The organism is Staphylococcus sp. GDB9P120P, assembly GCF_017893435.1.
Lineage (GTDB): Bacteria > Bacillota > Bacilli > Staphylococcales > Staphylococcaceae > Staphylococcus > Staphylococcus cohnii.
In genome coordinates, this window is sequence record NZ_JAESNB010000008.1 from 279,702 (window position 1) to 300,155 (window position 20,454).

Consider the following 20,454-nt stretch of genomic DNA (forward strand, 5'->3'; position numbering starts at 1 on the left):
GTATTAAATGGAAAATATTAAAATTATTGTTGCTTCTGACTCAGTAGGTGAAACTGCTGAACTTGTAGCAAGAGCTTGCATTTCACAATTTAACCCAAATCAATGTGAAAGTGAAATAAGTAGGTATCCGTATATTGAAGCTTTAGAAAATGTAGATGAAGTAATCTCAGTCGCAAAAGACACTGAAGCGATAGTTGTTTATACATTAGTGAAGCCAGAAATAAGAAAGTATATGGAGGCGAAAATAAAAGAATTTCAAATTAAGTCTGTAGACATTATGGGTCCACTGATGAATATATTATTAGATAAAATTGATGAACAACCTTATTTTGAACCAGGACTTGTGCATCAATTAGATGAAGCATATTTTAAAAAGATTGATGCTATAGAATTTGCAGTAAAATATGATGATGGTAAAGATCCAAAAGGTTTAGATAAAGCTGACATTGTTCTATTAGGCATATCTAGAACTTCAAAAACGCCTCTGTCACAATATCTTGCACATAAAAGTTATAAAGTGATGAATATCCCAATTGTGCCAGAAGTAACACCACCAGATAATTTATTTAACGTTGACACTTCAAAATGCATTGCATTAAAGATAAGTGAAGACAAATTAAATCGCATCAGAAAAGAAAGATTAAAACAATTGGGCTTAGGAGATAGTGCAAGATATGCTACAGAGCAACGTATTGTAGAAGAACTAAATTACTTTAATGAATTAGTTGAAAAGATTGGCTGCCCTGTGATAGACGTTACTGATAAAGCAATTGAAGAAACTGCAAATGATATTATTAGTATCATTGAGCAAAATAGTTTCTTAAAATAAGAAATTCTATTATAATATGATAACTACTGTCTAATAGGTGATAATTTTGCGAATTGAACAAGCAACAATTAATGAAATTAAAGAGAAAACGGATATTCTCGATTTAGTAAGTGAATATGTTAAATTAGAAAAAAGAGGACGCAATTACATTGGGTTGTGTCCTTTTCATGATGAAAAAACCCCATCGTTTACTGTTTCTGAAGATAAACAAATTTGCCATTGCTTTGGTTGCAAAAAAGGAGGGAACGTCTTTCAATTTACTCAAGAAATTAAAGACGTTTCTTTTACTGAAGCAGTAAAATTATTAGGTGAACGTGTAAATATTGAAGTTGAAACGCCTCAGACAGCGTCAGATCAACATCCTAATCATCAAATTGCTTCTGAAGATTTGCAAATGATTGAAATGCATGAATTAATGCAAGATTATTATCATTACGCCTTAAAGAAAACTGTTGAAGGTGAAGCAGCGTTAAATTATTTAAAAGAGCGTGGTTTTACTGATGAACTCATAGATAGTCGGAAAATAGGCTATGCGCCTAAAAATGCAAATTTTTGTCATGACTTTTTACAGAAGAAAGGTTATGATATTCAACTAGCATATGAAGCGGGTTTATTGTCTAGAAACGAAGAAAATTTCAGCTATTATGATCGTTTCAGAGATAGAATTATGTTCCCATTAACAAATGCACAAGGGCGAACTGTTGGTTATTCAGGGAGAACATATACAAATCAAGAGCCAAAATATCTTAACAGTCCTGAAACACCGATATTTCAAAAAAGAAGATTATTATACAACGTTGATCAAGCCAGAAAAGCGATTCGAAAAAATGATGAAATTATTCTACTCGAAGGTTTTATGGATGTGATAAAAGCCGATTATGCAGGATTACATCAAGTCGTAGCAAGTATGGGAACACAGATTTCACAAGAACATATCGCATTTATGAAAAAACTCACTTCAAATGTGACGCTGATGTTTGACGGGGATTTTGCTGGTAGTGAGGCCACTTTAAAATCTGGTCAAATATTGTTACAACAAGGTTTTAATGTATTTGTAGTACAACTTCCGAAAAACATGGATCCGGATGAGTATATTGGAAAACACGGTGCAGATGCGTTTAATTATTTTGTTGAACATGAAAAAAAGTCATTCATTCTTTATAAAGTGCACATGCATCAAGAAGAAATTGAAAATAATGATTTGGCATATGAAAGATATTTAAAAGAAATCACGAATGACATTTCATTAATGAAGTCCTCAATTTTACGTAAAAAAATATTGCAAGACGTGTCAGAATTGTTTAAAGTAAGCATGGACAGTTTAAATATTGAAGTAGGACAACGTGAAGATTATTATCAACCACAGTCATATCAATTTCCTAGTGTGCCACAATTCACTAATTTAAATAAACAAGAAAAGGCAGAGCGTGCTTTATTAAAACACTTTATGAATGATAAGGATATTTTCTTGAATTATCATAAATTACTTCAATCAGAAGACTTTACAAATCAGTATTTTAAGCGTATATTTTATGTTTTACATGAGTTTTATTCTGAGAATGATACGTTTAATATTAGTGATGTTTTACAATATATCGATTCAAATGAAATTAAAGAAGCATTTATATCATTGGATAACTATATGATAAATGAAGAACCCTATGAACATGAAATCGATGATTATTTAAACACACTTTTAACAAATAGAAATGAAGAAACGATTGAATCGCTTAATCATAAGTTACGGGAGGCTTCTAGATTAGGTGATTTAGAGTTGCAGAAATATTACCTAGAAAAAATTGTAAACTTCAATAAAAATAGAATGAATTAAATAAAAAATGAATATATTTGTATATTATTGGGTTTAACAACTTGAATAAATCGTATGAATTATGGGTAGATAATATTAAGATTATCTATCAAATGATATCACGGTTTCAAGTTGATATTATATTCGGGAGGCCTTTTCATGTCTGGAAATAAAGTTACACTTAAAAAGCAAACGATTGACCCATCTCTAACTTTAGAAGATGTAAAAAAACACTTAATTGAAAAAGGTAAAAAAGAAGGGCATCTTAGCCACGAAGAGATTGCAGAGAAATTGCAAAACTTCGAGATGGATTCTGATCAAATGGATGAACTATTTGATCAATTAACAGATAACGATATCAGTTTGGTAAACGAAAAAGATAGTTCTGACAAAGATGCTAAATTAAATCCTAATGATTTAAGTGCTCCTCCAGGTGTTAAAATTAATGACCCTGTACGTATGTATCTTAAAGAAATCGGACGTGTCGATTTATTAAATGCGCAAGAAGAAATAGAATTAGCTAAAAGAATTGAACAAGGTGACGAAGTCGCTAAATCAAGATTAGCTGAAGCAAACTTGCGTTTAGTAGTCAGTATAGCCAAAAGATATGTTGGCCGTGGCATGCTTTTCTTAGATTTAATTCAAGAAGGTAATATGGGCTTAATTAAAGCAGTTGAAAAGTTCGATTTCAATAAAGGATTTAAATTTTCAACATATGCAACTTGGTGGATACGTCAAGCAATTACACGTGCAATTGCAGACCAAGCTCGTACAATACGTATTCCAGTGCATATGGTAGAAACAATCAATAAATTAATCCGTGTACAAAGACAACTATTACAAGATTTAGGTCGTGATCCAGCTCCAGAAGAAATTGGTGAAGAAATGGATTTACCACCTGAAAAAGTAAGAGAAATATTAAAAATAGCTCAGGAGCCAGTTTCATTAGAAACACCAATTGGTGAAGAAGACGATAGTCACTTAGGTGATTTTATCGAAGACCAAGAAGCTCAAAGTCCATCTGATCATGCGGCTTATGAATTATTAAAAGAACAACTTGAAGATGTCTTAGATACATTAACTGACAGAGAAGAAAATGTACTACGCTTGCGTTTTGGACTTGACGACGGAAGAACACGTACGCTAGAAGAAGTTGGTAAAGTCTTCGGTGTTACGAGAGAGCGTATTCGTCAAATTGAAGCTAAAGCATTGAGGAAATTAAGACATCCGAGTAGAAGTAAACGTCTTAAAGACTTTATGGACTAATTTTTCAGCTCTTTTGTACCTTGTCGTACAAAAGAGCTTTTTACATTTACATAGAGGAGCGCTTTTATGGTTACATTAAATGAAAGATTAAAAAAAGTGAGTACATTTATAACAGGAGATTGCTTAGCAGATATTGGTTCAGATCATGCATATCTTCCGATTTATGCGATTGAAAATAATTTAGTCAAAAATGCAATTGCTGGAGAAGTAATCAAAGGTCCATTCGAAGCTTCGAAAAAGAATGTTGTAGAACATGATTTAGTAAATCATGTTGATGTTAGATTAGGTGATGGATTATCGATAATACAGTCGAATGATCAAATCAATTCCATTACAATTTGTGGTATGGGTGGGCCACTAATAGCTAAAATCCTTGAAGAAGGTAAAGAAAAATTAACCGCACATCCGAGGCTTATTTTACAAAGTAACATACAATCTAGCGCGATTAGAAATTTGTTAGAATCCATGCATTATAATATTATTGAAGAAGTAATTTTAGAAGAAAAAGGTCATATCTATGAAATAATCGTAGCAGATTTTTGTGAACAACAGCCACAAACACTTACTAAATCGGAATTAAAGTTTGGACCGATTTTATTAAAAAAGAAACATGAATTATTTTTCAAAAAATGGGAAAGAGAACGACAAGCATTGCAAAAAATCAAAAGTCATTTGGACTCTGAAAAACATGGCGAGCGATTAAATGAAATTAACAACGAAATCAATTTAATTAATGAGGTGTTGTAAATGAAAGTCAAAACGTTACTTCAAATAATAAATCAACATGTACCATTTAAAACTGCAGAATCATGGGATAATGTTGGCTTGTTAATCGGAGATGAATCTGCTGAAATTTCAGGTGTTTTAACCGCTTTAGATTGTACCAATGAGGTCGTTGATGAAGCAATAAATCATGATTTTAACACTATTATTTGTCATCATCCACTCATATTTAAAGGTGTTAAAAATATCATTCATCAAGATGGTTATGGCGCTATTTTACGAAAGTTAATTAAAAATGATATGAATTTAATTGCTTTGCATACAAATCTAGATGTTTACCCAAAAGGTGTTAATGCGATGTTAGCAGAAAAACTTCAATTGAATAATCAACATATCTTGAACCCAGAAATTTTAAAATACTATAAAGTGCAAGTGTTTATACCAGAAGCAAACCTTAAATCATTTAAAGATGCTTTGAGTGATGCAGGTTTAGCTGAAGAAGGAAATTATAAATATTGTTTCTTTGAGAGCCCAGGAAATGGGCAATTTAAACCCACTGGTAATGCTCAACCACATATTGGAACATTAGATAAAATCGAAGAAGTTAACGAGTTTAAATTAGAATTTATGATTGATGAAAACCAAAAGCATTTAGCAGAACAATTAATTAAAACGAACCATCCATATGAAACGCCAGTTTTTGATTTTATAGAAATGGAAAAAGAAGCAAATTACGGTTTAGGTATGATTGGAGAATTGGAATCTGAGATGGATGCACCTACTTTTGTGAAGCATGTCAAAACACAATTGGAAATGCCAAGTGTTAGATTTATTGGAAATTTAAAGCAAACGATTAAAAAGGTTGCGATTATAGGTGGTTCGGGTATTGGATTTGAGTATCAAGCGGATCAACAAGGCGCAGACATTTTTATAACTGGTGATATCAAACATCATGATGCCTTAGATGCAAAAATTGCGGGTATTAACTTATTAGATATTAATCATTATAGTGAATATGTAATGAAAGATGGTTTGTGTGACTTATTAATTAATTGGATTAAACCGGATGATATTACTTTTGAAATTAAGGCATCTAAACTCAACACGGATCCGTTTAATTATTTATAATTGTTATTGATATAACTGGAAGAAATAAAATTTCATTAATCCTTCCGACTAAGAATAGTTGAAATTTGGAAAAGATAATTATTTAAAATTTTATTTCAGTCAACGACTACCATTTACTTTAGGCTGAGGCATTACTTTATGTCCCAGCCTCTCTTACTTTCAAACTATATTTACCATCAACGGTTAGATAAAAAAATATTTAGTTCAAAATCGTTTGTGAATGCTTTATAATAGAAAAGATGAAGATTTAAGGAGGCCAAATCATGGCAAATCACCCATTTGATAAGTTTAATTTAGACCCTAGTTTAATTGACGCGGTACGAAATTTGAACTTTAATCAACCTACAGAAGTACAAAATAGAGTAATTCCAAAAATATTAAAACAAGTAAACTTAATTGGACAATCACAAACAGGCACTGGCAAATCCCACGCCTTTTTATTACCATTAGTACATTTAATAAATGTCGATGTTAAAGAACCACAAGCAATCATTGTTGCACCAACAAGAGAATTAGCACAACAATTATTTGATGTTGCTAGCCATTTAGCTGATTATAAAGGTGGCTTATCTGTTAAACTTTTCATTGGTGGCACTGATATTGAAAAAGATAGACAACGCGCTAAGAACCAACCGCAACTTATTATAGGTACGCCAACACGGATAAACGAACTAGCTAAACATGGGGATTTACATGTGCACTTAGCTTCTTATTTAGTTGTGGATGAAGCTGACTTAATGATTGATTTAGGATTAATAGAAGAGGTAGACCATATTGCTACACGCTTAGATGAACAATCTCATATAGCTGTGTTTAGCGCTACAATCCCTAAATCATTACATCCATTTTTAAATAAATATTTAGAAAATCCTGAATACGTTGAAATTGAAAATGTTCAAAAGAATAACAAAAACATTGAATTCTTTTTAATTCCAACAAAGGGAGAGGCAAAGATAGAAAAAACGATAAAACTCATTGATATTTTAAATCCATATCTATGTATTATATTTTGTAATAGTCGTGATAATGCAAACGAACTTGCAGACCAGTTAAATGCTGCGGGATTAAAATTAGGTATGATTCATGGTGGTTTAACTCCTAGAGAGCGTAAACAACAAATGAAACGTATTCGTAACTTAGAATTTCAATTTGTTATCGCAAGTGATTTAGCTTCACGTGGGATAGATATTGAAGGCGTAAGTCATGTCATTAACTTTGATGTACCAAATGATATTGATTTCTTCACGCATCGTGTTGGACGTACTGGTAGAGGTCAATATAAAGGTGTTGCAATTACCCTATACAGCCCTGAGGAAGAAGAAAACATCGCGTTAATAGAACAACGAGGTTATCAATTTGAGAATGTTGATATAAAAAACGATGAATTGACACCAATAAAGGCACACAATACACGACAATCACGTAAAAATAAAGATGATCATTTAACAAACGAATTAAAAAACAAAGTGAAGAGAAACAAGAAAAAAGTAAAACCTGGCTATAAGAAAAAATTCCAACGTGATCTAGAACATTTAAAACGTCAAGAGCGTAAAAAATTCAGTAAGAAACAAAATCGTCAAGCCAGAAAAAATAAATAAAGGATTGGTGACTACTATGTTATTAGGATCTCACGTATCTATGAATGGCAAGAAAATGTTAGCAGGTTCAGCTGAAGAAGCACATAAATTCGGTGAATCTACTTTCATGATTTATACAGGTGCACCACAAAACACAAGAAGAAAGCCTTTAGAAGAATTAAATATTGATCAAGGTCAAGAATTGATGCAAACTTATGGGCTTTCAAATATTGTAGTGCATGCACCTTATATTATAAATATTGCGAATACTGTTAAACCTCATGTGTTTAATTTAGGTGTTGAATTTCTACAAAGTGAAATTGAAAGAACTCAAGCAATAGGAGCTAAAGATATAGTATTGCATCCAGGTTCACATGTAGGAGAAGGTGCAGATGCTGGTATTAATAAGATCATAGAAGGACTAAATGAAGTACTTACAAATGATAATAATGTACGCATCGCACTTGAAACAATGGCTGGTAAAGGGTCAGAAATTGGAAGAAATTTTGAAGAAATCGCTCGAATTATAGATGGCGTTAAGCATAATGAACGTTTATCTGTGTGTTTCGATACTTGTCATACACATGATGCAGGCTATAACGTAAAAGAAGATTTCGATGGTGTATTAAATGAATTTGATAAGATTATTGGTATCGATAGAATAAAGGTTGTTCATGTAAATGATAGTAAAAATGATATTGGCGCACATAAAGATAGACACGAAAATATAGGCTTTGGTTATATCGGTTTTGATGCTTTAAATTATATCGTTCATCATGATACGTTCAAAGATATTCCCAAAATACTTGAAACACCATATGTAGGTGAAGACAAAAAGAATAAAAAACCACCGTATAAATTTGAAATTGAAATGCTTAAACAACAACAATTTGATCCTGAGTTAAAGGATAAAATTTTAATGCAATAACACTTAAAAAGACTGGATAATAACCAAATAAAGTACTGAATAAAATAATGTTTTGAAGGATGGAATAGTAAACTCAATTTATAATTGGGCTCTATTTCATCCTTTTTGTTAATTCGTAAACATTACTATTTACATAATTGTTAACAAGTTGTATAGTATAGAACGAGGTGAAAAGATGACTACTCCAGTGTTCGAATTAAAAAATATTGATTATTATTTTGAAAACAAAAAAGTATTAGAAAACATAAACATTAAAATTAATAAAGGTCAATTTTTGGCTATAGTTGGACCAAATGGTGCTGGTAAATCAACTTTGCTAAAAATTATATTAGGACTTTTACCTTTGCAAAAAGGTGAAATATTTGTAGATGGCAAAGCATATAATGGAAAGCAATCTTTATATAAAATTAGTTATGTTTCACAAAAAGCCCAAGCATTTAAAGCGGGCTTTCCTGCGAGTGTCAAGGAAGTTGTTATGAGTGGGCTTACAAAACGTAAAAAGTTATTTCAATGGTTTAATAAAAATGATGAACATAAAGTGGTGGACGTATTAAATCGTTTGAATATAGGTCATTTAATTAATAAAAATATTGCAGAATTATCGGGTGGGCAACAACAACGTGTATTAATAGCGCGAGCTTTGATTAGCAACCCCTCAGTACTTATACTAGATGAACCGACTAACGGTATAGATGCAAAACACGTTAGTGAATTCTATGAAACATTAGAGACCTTAAAAAATGAAGGAGTAACAATCATTTTAGTTACCCATGATATAGGTGTTGTAGCAGATACCGCTACAGAAGTAGCATGTTTAAACAAGCATCTACATTTTCATGGCACAACAGAGGATTTTAAGTCGTTAGATGAAGTGGAAATATCTAAAATATATGGTCATCCTATTCAATTTGTAGACCATCAACATAATAGGGAGTGTTGTTCATCATGATTGAGGCATTATTAAATTTTGATTTTATGAGATACTCTCTGATAAGTGGTATATTGATTGGCTTTATTGCCCCATTAATCGGTGCATTTATTGTTGTTCGAAGGCTATCTTTAATTGCAGATGCATTAAGTCACGTTACACTTGGCGGTATTTCTTTTGGTATGTTTTTCGTGACGATTGCACCTGCACTTACATTTATTAATCCGATGTGGTTTGGGATATTATTCGCAGTCATTGGTGCATTATTAATCGAAAAGCTTAGGACATCGTATAGTAATTACCAAGAAATCGCGATACCAATTATAATGAGTGCAGGCATAGCATTAAGTGCTATTTTTATTTCATTAGCAGATGGTTTTAATCAAGAAATTGTTGGTTTATTATTTGGTTCCATTAGTGCTGTAACTATCAGTGATTTATCAACCATTATCGCAATCGTTATCATCGTATTAGCATTTATATTGTTATTTTACAAAGAGTTATTCATACTATCATTCGATGAAGAATATAGTAAAGTTATAGGTATTCCGAAATGGATACAGTTTTTATTTATCATTATAGTCGCAATGGTCATATCAGCATCTATGAGAGTAGTAGGTATATTACTAGTAAGTGCATTAATTACATTGCCGATAGCTATCGCAATGCGTATGACAAAAGGTTTCAAACAACTGATTATATTGAGTGTGTTAATTGGAGAATTTTCAGTTATAGCAGGGCTAGTATTAGCATTTTATATGAATATTTCTCCTGGTGGCGTGATTGTCGTATTACTTGTTCTTTTATTAGCAATAATGATGTCATATCAAAAGTTCAAATTAAAAACTGTGAAAGGGGCTATTAATAATGAAAATAGACGAAGCAATTAATATTCTAAAAGCAGAAGGACACAAATATACAAATAAAAGAAGAGATATGATAAATGTTTTTATAGAAGAAGATAAGTATATTAACGCAAAACATATACAACAAACATTAGATAAAGATTATCCAGGTATTTCATTTGATACGATATATCGAAATTTACATTTATTTAAAGATTTAGGTATCGTTGAGGGCACGGAACTCGATGGTGAAATGAAATTTAGAATTGCATGTACAGATCATCATCACCATCATTTTATTTGTGAATCCTGTGGTGATACAAAAATAATTGATTTTTGTCCAATTGAACAGATAAAAGCGTTTTTACCTAAAGTTGCAATCCACACCCACAAATTAGAAGTTTATGGAGTATGTGAAGCTTGTCAGCATGCTTAAAATTTCCAGTGTATCTCTAAATGTAAAATAGCACCAATCGACGCTTATTACAAAAAAGTTTCCTTCTAAACATAGGTCAATAGTCTGAATTATATTGAATTTTTAAAATACTTTGTCTATTATGTTTAAAATCCACTAATTTGAGATATAATAATAAAGGAACTAAAGATAACAAATATAATTTTATGACTTTTGAATAAGTTTGTAAGCATATTCATTGTTGTAATCATTTTTAGTTGTTATGCTTTATTTACAGATTAATTAGGAGGATGATTATTTATGGCTTTTGAATTACCAAACTTACCTTATGGTTCTGACGCATTAGAACCACATATTGATCAACAAACAATGGAAATCCATCACGACAAACATCATAACACTTATGTTACTAAATTAAATGCAGCAATTGAAGGTACTGATTTAGAGTCTAAATCAATTGAAGAAATTATTGCAAATTTAGACAGTGTACCAGAAGATATTCAAACAGCTGTTAGAAATAATGGTGGTGGACACTTAAACCATTCATTATTCTGGGAATTATTAACTCCAAACTCTGAAGAAAAAGGAACTGTAGTTGATAAAATTAAAGAACAATGGGGTTCTTTAGATGCATTTAAAGAAGAATTTGCAGATAAAGCTGCAGCTCGTTTTGGTTCAGGATGGGCTTGGCTAGTTGTTAATAATGGTAATTTAGAAATTGTTACAACTCCAAACCAAGATAACCCACTTACAGAAGGTAAAACACCAATCCTAGGCTTAGACGTTTGGGAACATGCTTATTATCTTAAATACCAAAACAAACGCCCAGAATATATTAGTGCTTTCTGGAACGTTGTAAATTGGGAAAAAGTTGATGAATTATATAACGCTGCTAAATAATTAAGCTTCTATTTTTGACGGCCTTACACAGGTCGTCATTTTTTTATTTAAAATAATAGAAATCTGTGTCAATTTCATATATCATTTAAAGTGATCACTTTTGAATAGAGGTATGTTGTTTTGCTAAAAAGATTAAAGGAAAAATCAAACGATGAGAAAATAAGAAATACGATGAACAAAAGAATAAGCTTTGTGTTTGGTCTAATTGTATTTATTTTTGCGGTTATTGTTTTACGATTAGGTTATTTGCAAATTGCGCAGGGCTCTCATTATAAGCAATTAATTAAAAACAGTGAAAATTTAACTGTTAATGAAGCTGTTCCAAGAGGGAGAATTCTCGATAGAAATGGTAAAGTCCTAGTAGATAATGCATCTAAAAAAGCCATTACTTTTTCTCGTGGAAGAAAAACGTCGCAATCAGAGGTTTTAAAAATAGCTAATGATTTATCAAAACTTATAAAAATGGATACTGATAAAATTACAGATCGAGATAAACAAGATTTTTGGATTTTAAAGCACCCTAATAAAGCTGATGAATTAATGAAAAAAGAACAATCATTATTAGATGATGGAAGTATTACTCAAGAACAATATGATGAAACATTACATAAAAAAATTGGAAAGAAACAATTTGATTCATTTTCTGATAAAGATTTACAAGTTTTAGCAATATTTAGAGAAATGATGTCTGGTTCTGCATTAGATCCTCAAATGATTAAAAATGAAGATGTTACAGATGAAGAATATGCTGCAGTGTCACAAAAACTTTCTGATTTACCAGGCGTTAATACCACGATGGATTGGGATCGAAAGTATCCATATGATGATACATTACGCGGTATTTTTGGTGATGTCTCTACTACACAAGAAGGTATTCCAAAAGAATTAACAGAACAATATTTATCAAAAGGATATTCAAGAAATGATCGTGTAGGAAAATCTTATTTAGAATATCAATACGATAATATTCTTAAAGGTAAAAAGAAAGAAATGAAATACACAACAGATAAATCAGGAGAAGTCATTGATTCACAAGTAATTCATGAAGGATCACGTGGAGACGATCTTGTTTTAAGTATTGATATAGACTTACAAAAGAAAACAGAAGCGTATTTGGAAAAACAAATAAGCAAATTACGTAGTGAAGGTGCTAAAGATATGGACAATGCTTTAGTGGTTGTCCAAAATCCTAATAATGGTGATATTTTAGCGATGGCAGGTAAACAAATTGATAAAAACGGTGATTTAACCGATTATGATATCGGAACGTTCACGTCACAATACGCTGTTGGATCGTCTGTTAAAGGTGGAACATTATTAGCAGGTTACCAAAATGATGCCATTAATGTTGGTGAGAAAATGGTTGATGAACCATTAAAATTTGCAGGCGGTCTCTCTAAACGTTCATACTTCAACCAAGATGGTAAAGTAACGATTGATGATAAAGAAGCTTTAATGCATTCATCAAACGTATACATGTTTAAAACAGCATTAAAAATTGCTGGTTCACCATACTCACCAAATATGACATTGCCTACTGATATTTCAGAAGCAGGTCAAAAATTACGAAAAGGGTTAAATCAAGTTGGTTTAGGCGTTAAAACAGGTATCGATTTACCAAATGAAACTGGCGGTCAGATAGAACCATTAACAGATAATCCAGGAAACTATTTAGATTTGGCAATTGGACAATATGATACTTATTCACCATTGCAGTTATCACAATATGCTTCTACAATTGCAAACGATGGTTATAGAATTCAACCACATATTGGCTTAGAAATTAGAAAAGCAACAAATAAAGATTCCTTAGGTCCAGTTAAACAGAAAGTAAAAGGCGACGTATTAAACAAAGTTAACAATACATCAGACCAAGTTAACCAAGTACAAGAAGGTTTTAAAATGGCATTTAATGAAAAAGAAGGTACAGGCTATCAAAGTTTCAATGATACGGTTGTCCCTTCAGCTGGTAAAACTGGTACAGCAGAAGTATTCCAAGATGGTGAACCAAAAGTAAATTCAACTTATGTTGGTTATGCACCAATTGAAGATCCAAAATTAGCATTTTCAATTGTATATACTAATCAACCTGTTCCAGAACCTTGGCTTAATGGTGGTGACTTAGGTCGCGATATAATTAACTATTATTTTAAGGAAAAAGATAAAAAGTAAACCATAAACAGCCTATTTTAAGTTTAAAACCTATGGGTATGGACTATATTAAAAAATAATACTTTTCAATTTTATAACTAAATGGTATGATAAATAAGTCGTATTTTGAAAAGGTAAGGAGGAATTAGCATGCGCGTAAACGTAACACTAGCTTGCACAGAATGTGGAGAAAGAAACTACATTACAACAAAAAATAAACGTACTAATCCTGAACGTATCGAAATGAAAAAACACTGTGCTCGTGATAACAAACATACATTGCACCGTGAAACAAAATAATAAAAATTTTAACCAGATTCTAAAATTTGAATCTGGTTATTTTTTTTCAAAAATATATTGAAATAGCAGTATGATGACATAATATATTTTTATCGTTATAATAAAAGAGGATATAAAATGGGAAGGTGTCATATATGAGTAAACGTTCATTAAGAAAAGAAATAATAAAAATAATGAAGCAATTTTCCGAACAAGATCAAAAATTATCTGCTGACCAATACTTAACACAACAATTATTGAGTTCATTTGAATATAAATCGGCAAAACGTATTGGCATTGTGCTCTCAATGGCACATGAAGTCGATACTTATCCAATCATTTCAAAAATGCTAAATGATGATAAAAATGTATATGTACCAGAAACTGATTATAAAACTAAAACAATGTCATTTAAAGGTTTAGATGATTTATCGAATCTTGCACCTGACGATAAAGGAATTAATTATGTTACAAGTAATACTGAAATAACTAATGATTTAGACTTGTTAATAGTACCAGGTGTAGTATTCAATAACAAAGGCTATAGAATCGGTTATGGTGGGGGCTATTTTGATAAATTTTTATCACAGCATCACCAGCCAACGATAAGTTTAATTTATGACTTCCAAATGAATGATTTTGAAATAGAAGCACATGATCAACCCGTGCAAAAATTAATTATAGTGACTACGAATTAATGGAGGAAAAAATGATAACTGAAAAGCACTTTTGGAAGTCAATTTATACTTGGGTAAAATATTTAAACTATCAAGTAGTACATCGTAATCAAGATGATTCTGAAATTTGGCTTGCAAATAAAAGAAAGCAATCTGTTGCAATATTTAAATTTGGTGCTAATTCTACACAAGAAGTTAGATTTGATAAAAGTAGAGTTCAAGACCATGAAGAAGATATTATTACATTTTTAGGTTTCAAACCCAAAAATTATAATTTATATATTTACACTGATAAAACATTTACAAATGAAAATTTAGACGAGCTAAAATCAGTTAAATTCAAAGTAAAAATTATTCGACAAGTTGAACATATGGATAAAATAATGCCCAATTTTTTAGTGAAATTTATGTTTAATCGCAGTACGAAGCATACAAAAGGCTATTATAAGCAAAGAGCATTAAATAATAATCCTATTGAAAAACATATGCTTAAATTTGCACCAGTTACATATTCATTAATTGTAATTAATATTATTATCTGGCTTTCGATGGTGCTATTTTTAAATCATTTTTCTGATTTAAAACTTTTAGATATTGGAGGTCTTGTACATTTTAACGTCGTTCATGGAGAATGGTACAGACTCATATCATCTATATTTTTACATTATAATTTTGAACATATATTAATGAATATGTTAAGTTTATTTATTTTTGGAAAAATAGTGGAAGCTATTGTTGGGCATTGGCGATTTTTAATTATTTATTTTGTTTCTGGCTTATTTGGTAATTTTGCTTCGTTATCTTTTAATACAGATACGGTTTCCGTTGGTGCAAGCGGTGCTATTTTTGGTTTAATTGGAGCCATTTTTGCTTTTATGCATATTGGTAAACAATTTAATCAAAAGTTAATTGGCCAATTATTAATTGTCCTAGTCATCTTAATTGGTGCTTCATTACTAATGCAAAATGTAAATATAATAGCACATGTGGGTGGTTTTATTGGTGGTTTACTAATAACGCTTATAGGATATTATTTTAAAATTAACCAAAATAAATTCTGGATTTTTCTAATTTTAATGATTGTTTTATTTATTGCAGCTCAAATTCGAATCTTTACGATTCAAGAGGATAATATTTATAATACAATCATTGAAAAGGAAATGAAGCATGGTAATTATAAAAGTGCTGAAAATATGGTGCAACACACGGTAAATAAAAGTTATGCCGATGATGAAACATACTACCTAAAAGGATTAATTAATGCGACAACGGATTCAAAATCAGAGGGCATGGCAACATGGGAAAGAGGTTTAAGAAATTTTCCAGATTCTGCATTATTAAATTACCAACTAGCGGTTGCAAATAGATCTATCGATAATAAAGATAAAGCAAAAAAACATATTAAAGCCGCTTTAAAAATAGATCCAACTAATCATGATTATATTAATTTAAATAAAGAATTGAGCGATGACGGTGATTCATGAGATTAATACATTTTATGATGTGCAACAACTTTTAAAAAAATTTGGTTTTATCATTTACTTCAAGGATAAGGAAGATATTTATGAAATGATGGAACAAGAGCTACATTCATTGTATGAATATAGTTTAATTACCAAAGATGATTATATTAAATCTAAATTAATTATTAATCAACGGAAAAATGAACGCTAATGCCTTGAATCATTATATGAGTAAGTAGTTTTTATAATATGGATACATACCATATTGGCAGTTTAAACAGTTAACAATCAATAGCCACATTTTTTGTTATTGATTATATAATATATCTTTATATTCGTTATCATTGCATTTGTGAAATGAAAAATATTAATATAGATATATATGTTTTATACAGAGAAAAAATATATTTTAAGGAAAAAGACAACTATTTTAACATGCAAAACGTTAAGATCGACTGTTTATGAAATCAAGATTTAGATTAGTATTCCTTAAAAAATAAGAGAAGGATGAATAAAATACATGAAAAAAATTATCTTAGCAGCAGATATTGGTGGTACAACTTGTAAGCTAGGTATATTCGACCAACAATTAGAACAAATTGAGAAATGGTCTATAAAGACTGATACGTCAGATGTTACAGGTTATGCACTTTTGAAAAATGTTTATGAATCTTTCGTTGAACATGTCGATAATTCTGACTTTGTTTTTTCAGATGTGTTAGGTGTTGGTATTGGTGTACCAGGACCAGTGAATTTTGAAACAGGTGAGGTTAATGGTGCAGTTAACTTATATTGGAAAGAAACTGTTAATGTCAGAGAAATTTTCAAACAATTTGTAGAATGTCCTGTTTATGTTGATAATGATGCTAATGTTGCAGCATTAGGTGAAAAGCACAAAGGTGCAGGACATGGTGCAGACGATGTAGTTGCAATCACATTAGGCACTGGTCTAGGTGGCGGTATTATTTCTAACGGAGAAATTGTGCACGGTCATAATGGCTCTGGTGCTGAAATTGGTCATTTTAGAGTTGACCATGATCAACGCTTTAAATGTAATTGTGGTAAATCAGGTTGTATTGAAACCGTTGCTTCCGCGACAGGTGTTGTTAATTTAGTGAATTTTTATTATCCTAAATTAACGTTTAAATCTTCGATACTTCAATTAATTAAAGATAATCAAGTTACCGCAAAAGCAGTATTTGATGCAGCGAAAGCTGGAGATCAATTCTGTATCTTTATTACGGAGCGTGTAGCTAATTATATTGCATATTTGTGCAGTATTATCAGCGTGACAAGTAACCCTAAATATATTGTTTTAGGTGGAGGAATGTCTACAGCTGGTTTGATTTTAATTGAAAATATAAAAACAGAGTATCATAATCTAACTTTTACACCAGCACAACAAGGAACAGAAATTGTTCAAGCTAAATTAGGTAATGATGCGGGCATTACTGGTGCTGCTGGCTTAATTTATACTTATATAATTGAAAAGGAAGGTGTGAAATAATGGCTATAGTAGATGTAGTAGTTATACCTGTGGGTACAGAAGGACCAAGTGTTAGCAAGTATATTGCTGAGATACAAACGAAATTAAAAGAATTTAAAGCACAAGGTAAAATTGACTATCAATTAACACCAATGAATACCTTAATTGAAGGAGATTTGAAAGATTTATTTGAAGTCGTTCAAGCCATTCATGAATTACCTTTTGATAAAGGTATTGATAGAGTTTGTACTAATATCAGAATTGACGATAGAAGAGATAAATCTCGAAAAATGAATGATAAACTAAAATCAGTTCAAAATCATTTAGATAATGGAGGTCACTAACAATGCAAATTTCTAGTTTAGCATTGGGCTTAGTTAAGACGAATACTTATTTTATTGAAAATGATAAGCATGTCATTATAGTTGATCCAGCGGCTGATTATGAATTAATTATAAAAAAATTAAACCAAATTAATAAACCTGTCATTGCAGTATTGTTAACACACGCTCATTTCGACCATATTGGTGCTTTAGATCAAATTGTTGATAAATATAAGGTGCCCGTTTATATGCATTACAGTGAATTTGATTTTTTAACTAATACTGATAAAAATGGTTCACAGAAATTTAAGCAATATGGATTAACACCTGTCACAAGTCGCGTATCACCACAAAAGATTGATGAAGGTTCTATGGAAATTGAAGGCTTTAAATTCAAAGTACTTCATACGCCTGGACATTCGCCTGGTAGTTTATCTTTTATATTTGACGATTTTGCTGTAGTTGGTGATACTTTATTTAAACAAGGTATAGGAAGAACCGATTTATATAAAGGTGATTATGAAACATTAGTTGACTCGATATTAGATAAATTATTCAAGCTAGATGATGATTTACCTTTATTCCCAGGACATGGGCCATATACAACGATAGAAGATGAACAACTTAATCCATACTTGCATGGTTAATTTAATTTTAGAAAGTAATATTAACACCTCCTACGTGTATTATTGTAGGAGGTGTTTTTTTGAAGTTACTCTTTAAAAATATTATTGATAAAGCTATTAATGAAAATGTATCAGATGTACACTTTATCCCTGACCAAAACAAAGTACACATTAAATTTAGGAAAAAAGAATATTTAAGCACTATAGAAACAGTAGAAGTTCATATTTATAGGAAATTGCTCACATATATGAAATATCAAGCTGGCTTAGATGTCTCAACACATAGCACTGCGCAAAGTGGAAGATATGCTTACAAACTCAAACAATTATACTATTTAAGAGTTTCAACTTTACCTTTATCTCTAGGATTTGAAAGTTGTGTAGTGAGAATTATACCTCAATACTTTCAAAATTCTGCAAAAGCACTTAGTATTAATCAATTATTTAAGCTAGTTCATAAAAAACAAGGGTTAATATTGTTTAGTGGTCCGACGGGATCAGGAAAAAGTACACTAATGTATCAGCTCATAGTACACGCAAAGGAGCATTTAAATGTTAACATCATTACCGTAGAAGATCCTGTAGAGCGTTTAGTTGAGGGAATTACACAAGTGTCTATCAACGAAAAAGCAGGTATTAATTATGCTAATTCTTTTAAGGCTATTTTGAGGTGTGATCCTGATATAATACTCATTGGTGAAATCAGGGATGCAATGATTGCTAAACAAGTAATTCATGCAAGTTTAAGTGGGCATTTAGTACTTTCAACAATACATTCAAATAATTGTAAAGGAGCATTGAGTAGATTATTAGAAATGGGCATTACTATTCAAGAACTGCGACAGACGGTATTAAGTATTATTAATCAGAGATTAGTAATCACTTCAAAGAATGAAAGTTCCCTTATTTATGAACAATTAAACCGTGAAGATATAGCCTTTTATTTTGAAAATCAACTTACACTTCCGAATACATTCAAAAATTTATCTTACAAATTGCAAGAAATGGCAAAAGAAGGAGAAATTTGTGAAGAAACACTCAATAGATACCTTTAATACACCTCGATTTATGCTTATCAGCGAAAAGAATCAAATTGACTTACTTCAAAGATTACATGATTTACTTCAACATGGTTTCACATTATCGGAATCATTTAAATTTTTATTACAACATATAAAAATCAAATCACCCAAATTAATTTCTCTGATTAATACACGTCTAGATCAAGGTGCACAATGTTATGAAATATTATCACTTCTAAAATATCCTAAAATTATTATCATGTTAATATATTTTTCAGAGTTATTTAGTGAACTCACATCAACACTACCACATGCAAAAGACTATTTGATTCGAAATAACAAAGCGAAGCAACAACTAATTAGAACACTGCAATATCCCTTACTATTAATTACAATTTTTATAGGAATGTTGATAATTTTAAATCATACTATTATACCCGAATTTCAAGCACTTTATAATAGCTTTGATGTTGAAATATCAAAAACACAATTAATCTTATCCTCCATATTAATTTATCTACCTAAAACACTACTTATTATTACATTAAACTGCTTAATTTTTTCTTATTTATTTTATAAAATCACAAAAAAATTATCGATTAACTTGAAGTATAGAATAATATTAAAAATCCCCATTTTACGTACTTTTTTTAAATTTTATAAAACTTACAGACTTTCTACAGAATTTGCATTGTTTTATAAGAACGGTGTGACCTTACAATCAATCGTTGATATATATTCTAAGCAAAAAAATGACACATATTTAATTTATCTTGCTAGAAAATTAGCAACAGGAAGTCAAAGTGGTCATAAGTTAAGTGAGATTTTAAAAAAGATTTCTTGTTTTGAAGAAGGATTGATTAATTTTATTAAGGAGAGTGAAAAGACAGGGAAACTAGATATAGAATTAAAATTATATAGCGAAATCATATTTACAAAAATTGAAAGGTATTTACAATTATTAATTAAATTTATACAACCAACTATATTTATCATGCTAGGGATACTGATCATTTCCTTATATTTAGTGATAATGTTACCTATGTTCGATCTAATGCAAACGATTAAATAATAACAT

21 protein-coding genes are annotated in these 20,454 nt (G+C 30.6%); all 21 read left to right on the forward strand.

The window, feature by feature from the left end; all coding sequences use genetic code 11:
* The first annotated feature begins 7 nt into the window (after window positions 1-7).
* The 21 genes from KA856_RS06570 to comGB all read left to right on the forward strand — a co-directional run bounded on the left by KA856_RS06570 (window position 8) and on the right by comGB (window position 20,448).
* Window positions 8-829: a pyruvate, water dikinase regulatory protein gene (locus KA856_RS06570; protein ID WP_019469366.1), complete on the forward strand. Its 822-nt coding sequence runs from the start codon at window positions 8-10 to the stop codon at window positions 827-829.
* A gap of 46 nt (window positions 830-875) precedes the next feature.
* A complete protein-coding gene (gene dnaG, locus KA856_RS06575) occupies window positions 876-2,660 on the forward strand; it encodes a DNA primase (RefSeq protein ID WP_210138574.1) in 1,785 nt (594 codons plus the stop codon).
* 138 nt (window positions 2,661-2,798) lie between these two features.
* Window positions 2,799-3,905, forward strand: coding sequence for an RNA polymerase sigma factor RpoD (gene rpoD / locus KA856_RS06580; protein ID WP_046208153.1), 1,107 nt, complete (start codon window positions 2,799-2,801; stop codon window positions 3,903-3,905).
* Window positions 3,906-3,971: 66 nt separating this feature from the next.
* Window positions 3,972-4,652, forward strand: coding sequence for a tRNA (adenine(22)-N(1))-methyltransferase (locus KA856_RS06585; protein ID WP_107386517.1), 681 nt, complete (start codon window positions 3,972-3,974; stop codon window positions 4,650-4,652).
* The gene (locus tag KA856_RS06590; protein WP_107386516.1) at window positions 4,653-5,756 is read left to right on the forward strand and encodes a Nif3-like dinuclear metal center hexameric protein; all 1,104 of its coding nucleotides are present in this window, start codon (window positions 4,653-4,655) and stop codon (window positions 5,754-5,756) included. It abuts the gene before it with no gap.
* A 263-nt stretch (window positions 5,757-6,019) separates the two neighbouring features.
* Window positions 6,020-7,354, forward strand: a complete 1,335-nt coding sequence (locus tag KA856_RS06595) for a DEAD/DEAH box helicase (RefSeq protein ID WP_119535836.1) — start codon at window positions 6,020-6,022, stop codon at window positions 7,352-7,354.
* Window positions 7,355-7,370: 16 nt separating this feature from the next.
* Window positions 7,371-8,261, forward strand: a complete 891-nt coding sequence (locus tag KA856_RS06600) for a deoxyribonuclease IV (protein ID WP_119535835.1) — start codon at window positions 7,371-7,373, stop codon at window positions 8,259-8,261.
* Between the two features lie 175 nt (window positions 8,262-8,436).
* A complete protein-coding gene (locus KA856_RS06605) occupies window positions 8,437-9,210 on the forward strand; it encodes a metal ABC transporter ATP-binding protein (RefSeq protein WP_107386513.1) in 774 nt (257 codons plus the stop codon).
* Complete coding sequence (locus KA856_RS06610) at window positions 9,207-10,079, forward strand: metal ABC transporter permease (protein WP_019469358.1); 873 nt, start codon at window positions 9,207-9,209, stop codon at window positions 10,077-10,079. Before KA856_RS06605 ends, KA856_RS06610 begins: the two co-directional genes overlap by 4 nt.
* Entirely contained in the window at window positions 10,057-10,470 is a 414-nt protein-coding gene (locus KA856_RS06615; protein ID WP_119535834.1) for a Fur family transcriptional regulator, read from the forward strand. The genes KA856_RS06610 and KA856_RS06615 overlap by 23 nt, the downstream gene beginning before the upstream one ends.
* A gap of 279 nt (window positions 10,471-10,749) precedes the next feature.
* Window positions 10,750-11,349 carry a superoxide dismutase gene (locus tag KA856_RS06620; protein ID WP_019469356.1) on the forward strand — a complete coding sequence of 200 codons (600 nt, stop codon included), beginning with the start codon at window positions 10,750-10,752 and terminating at the stop codon, window positions 11,347-11,349.
* Window positions 11,350-11,469: 120 nt separating this feature from the next.
* A complete protein-coding gene (locus tag KA856_RS06625) occupies window positions 11,470-13,521 on the forward strand; it encodes a peptidoglycan D,D-transpeptidase FtsI family protein (protein ID WP_107385043.1) in 2,052 nt (683 codons plus the stop codon).
* A 129-nt stretch (window positions 13,522-13,650) separates the two neighbouring features.
* Complete coding sequence (gene rpmG, locus KA856_RS06630) at window positions 13,651-13,800, forward strand: 50S ribosomal protein L33 (protein WP_019469354.1); 150 nt, start codon at window positions 13,651-13,653, stop codon at window positions 13,798-13,800.
* A gap of 134 nt (window positions 13,801-13,934) precedes the next feature.
* Window positions 13,935-14,477: a 5-formyltetrahydrofolate cyclo-ligase gene (locus KA856_RS06635; RefSeq protein WP_210138575.1), complete on the forward strand. Its 543-nt coding sequence runs from the start codon at window positions 13,935-13,937 to the stop codon at window positions 14,475-14,477.
* Between the two features lie 11 nt (window positions 14,478-14,488).
* A complete protein-coding gene (locus KA856_RS06640; RefSeq protein ID WP_210138576.1) occupies window positions 14,489-15,940 on the forward strand; it encodes a rhomboid family intramembrane serine protease in 1,452 nt (483 codons plus the stop codon).
* Window positions 15,924-16,130 carry a YqgQ family protein gene (locus tag KA856_RS06645; protein WP_107385046.1) on the forward strand — a complete coding sequence of 69 codons (207 nt, stop codon included), beginning with the start codon at window positions 15,924-15,926 and terminating at the stop codon, window positions 16,128-16,130. The genes KA856_RS06640 and KA856_RS06645 overlap by 17 nt, the downstream gene beginning before the upstream one ends.
* Window positions 16,131-16,439: 309 nt before the next feature.
* Window positions 16,440-17,426, forward strand: coding sequence for a glucokinase (locus KA856_RS06650; RefSeq protein WP_019469350.1), 987 nt, complete (start codon window positions 16,440-16,442; stop codon window positions 17,424-17,426).
* A complete protein-coding gene (locus KA856_RS06655) occupies window positions 17,426-17,749 on the forward strand; it encodes an MTH1187 family thiamine-binding protein (RefSeq protein ID WP_107385048.1) in 324 nt (107 codons plus the stop codon). Before KA856_RS06650 ends, KA856_RS06655 begins: the two co-directional genes overlap by 1 nt.
* 2 nt (window positions 17,750-17,751) lie before the next feature.
* Window positions 17,752-18,375 (forward strand): MBL fold metallo-hydrolase, encoded by a 624-nt coding sequence (locus KA856_RS06660; protein ID WP_107385049.1) that lies wholly within the window; start codon window positions 17,752-17,754, stop codon window positions 18,373-18,375.
* Between the two features lie 59 nt (window positions 18,376-18,434).
* On the forward strand, window positions 18,435-19,409 hold the full coding sequence (gene comGA / locus KA856_RS06665; protein ID WP_107386654.1) for a competence type IV pilus ATPase ComGA: 975 nt from the start codon (window positions 18,435-18,437) through the stop codon (window positions 19,407-19,409).
* Window positions 19,381-20,448, forward strand: coding sequence for a competence type IV pilus assembly protein ComGB (comGB, locus tag KA856_RS06670; protein WP_259338459.1), 1,068 nt, complete (start codon window positions 19,381-19,383; stop codon window positions 20,446-20,448). The genes comGA and comGB overlap by 29 nt, the downstream gene beginning before the upstream one ends.
* The last annotated feature ends 6 nt before the right edge of the window (window positions 20,449-20,454 follow it).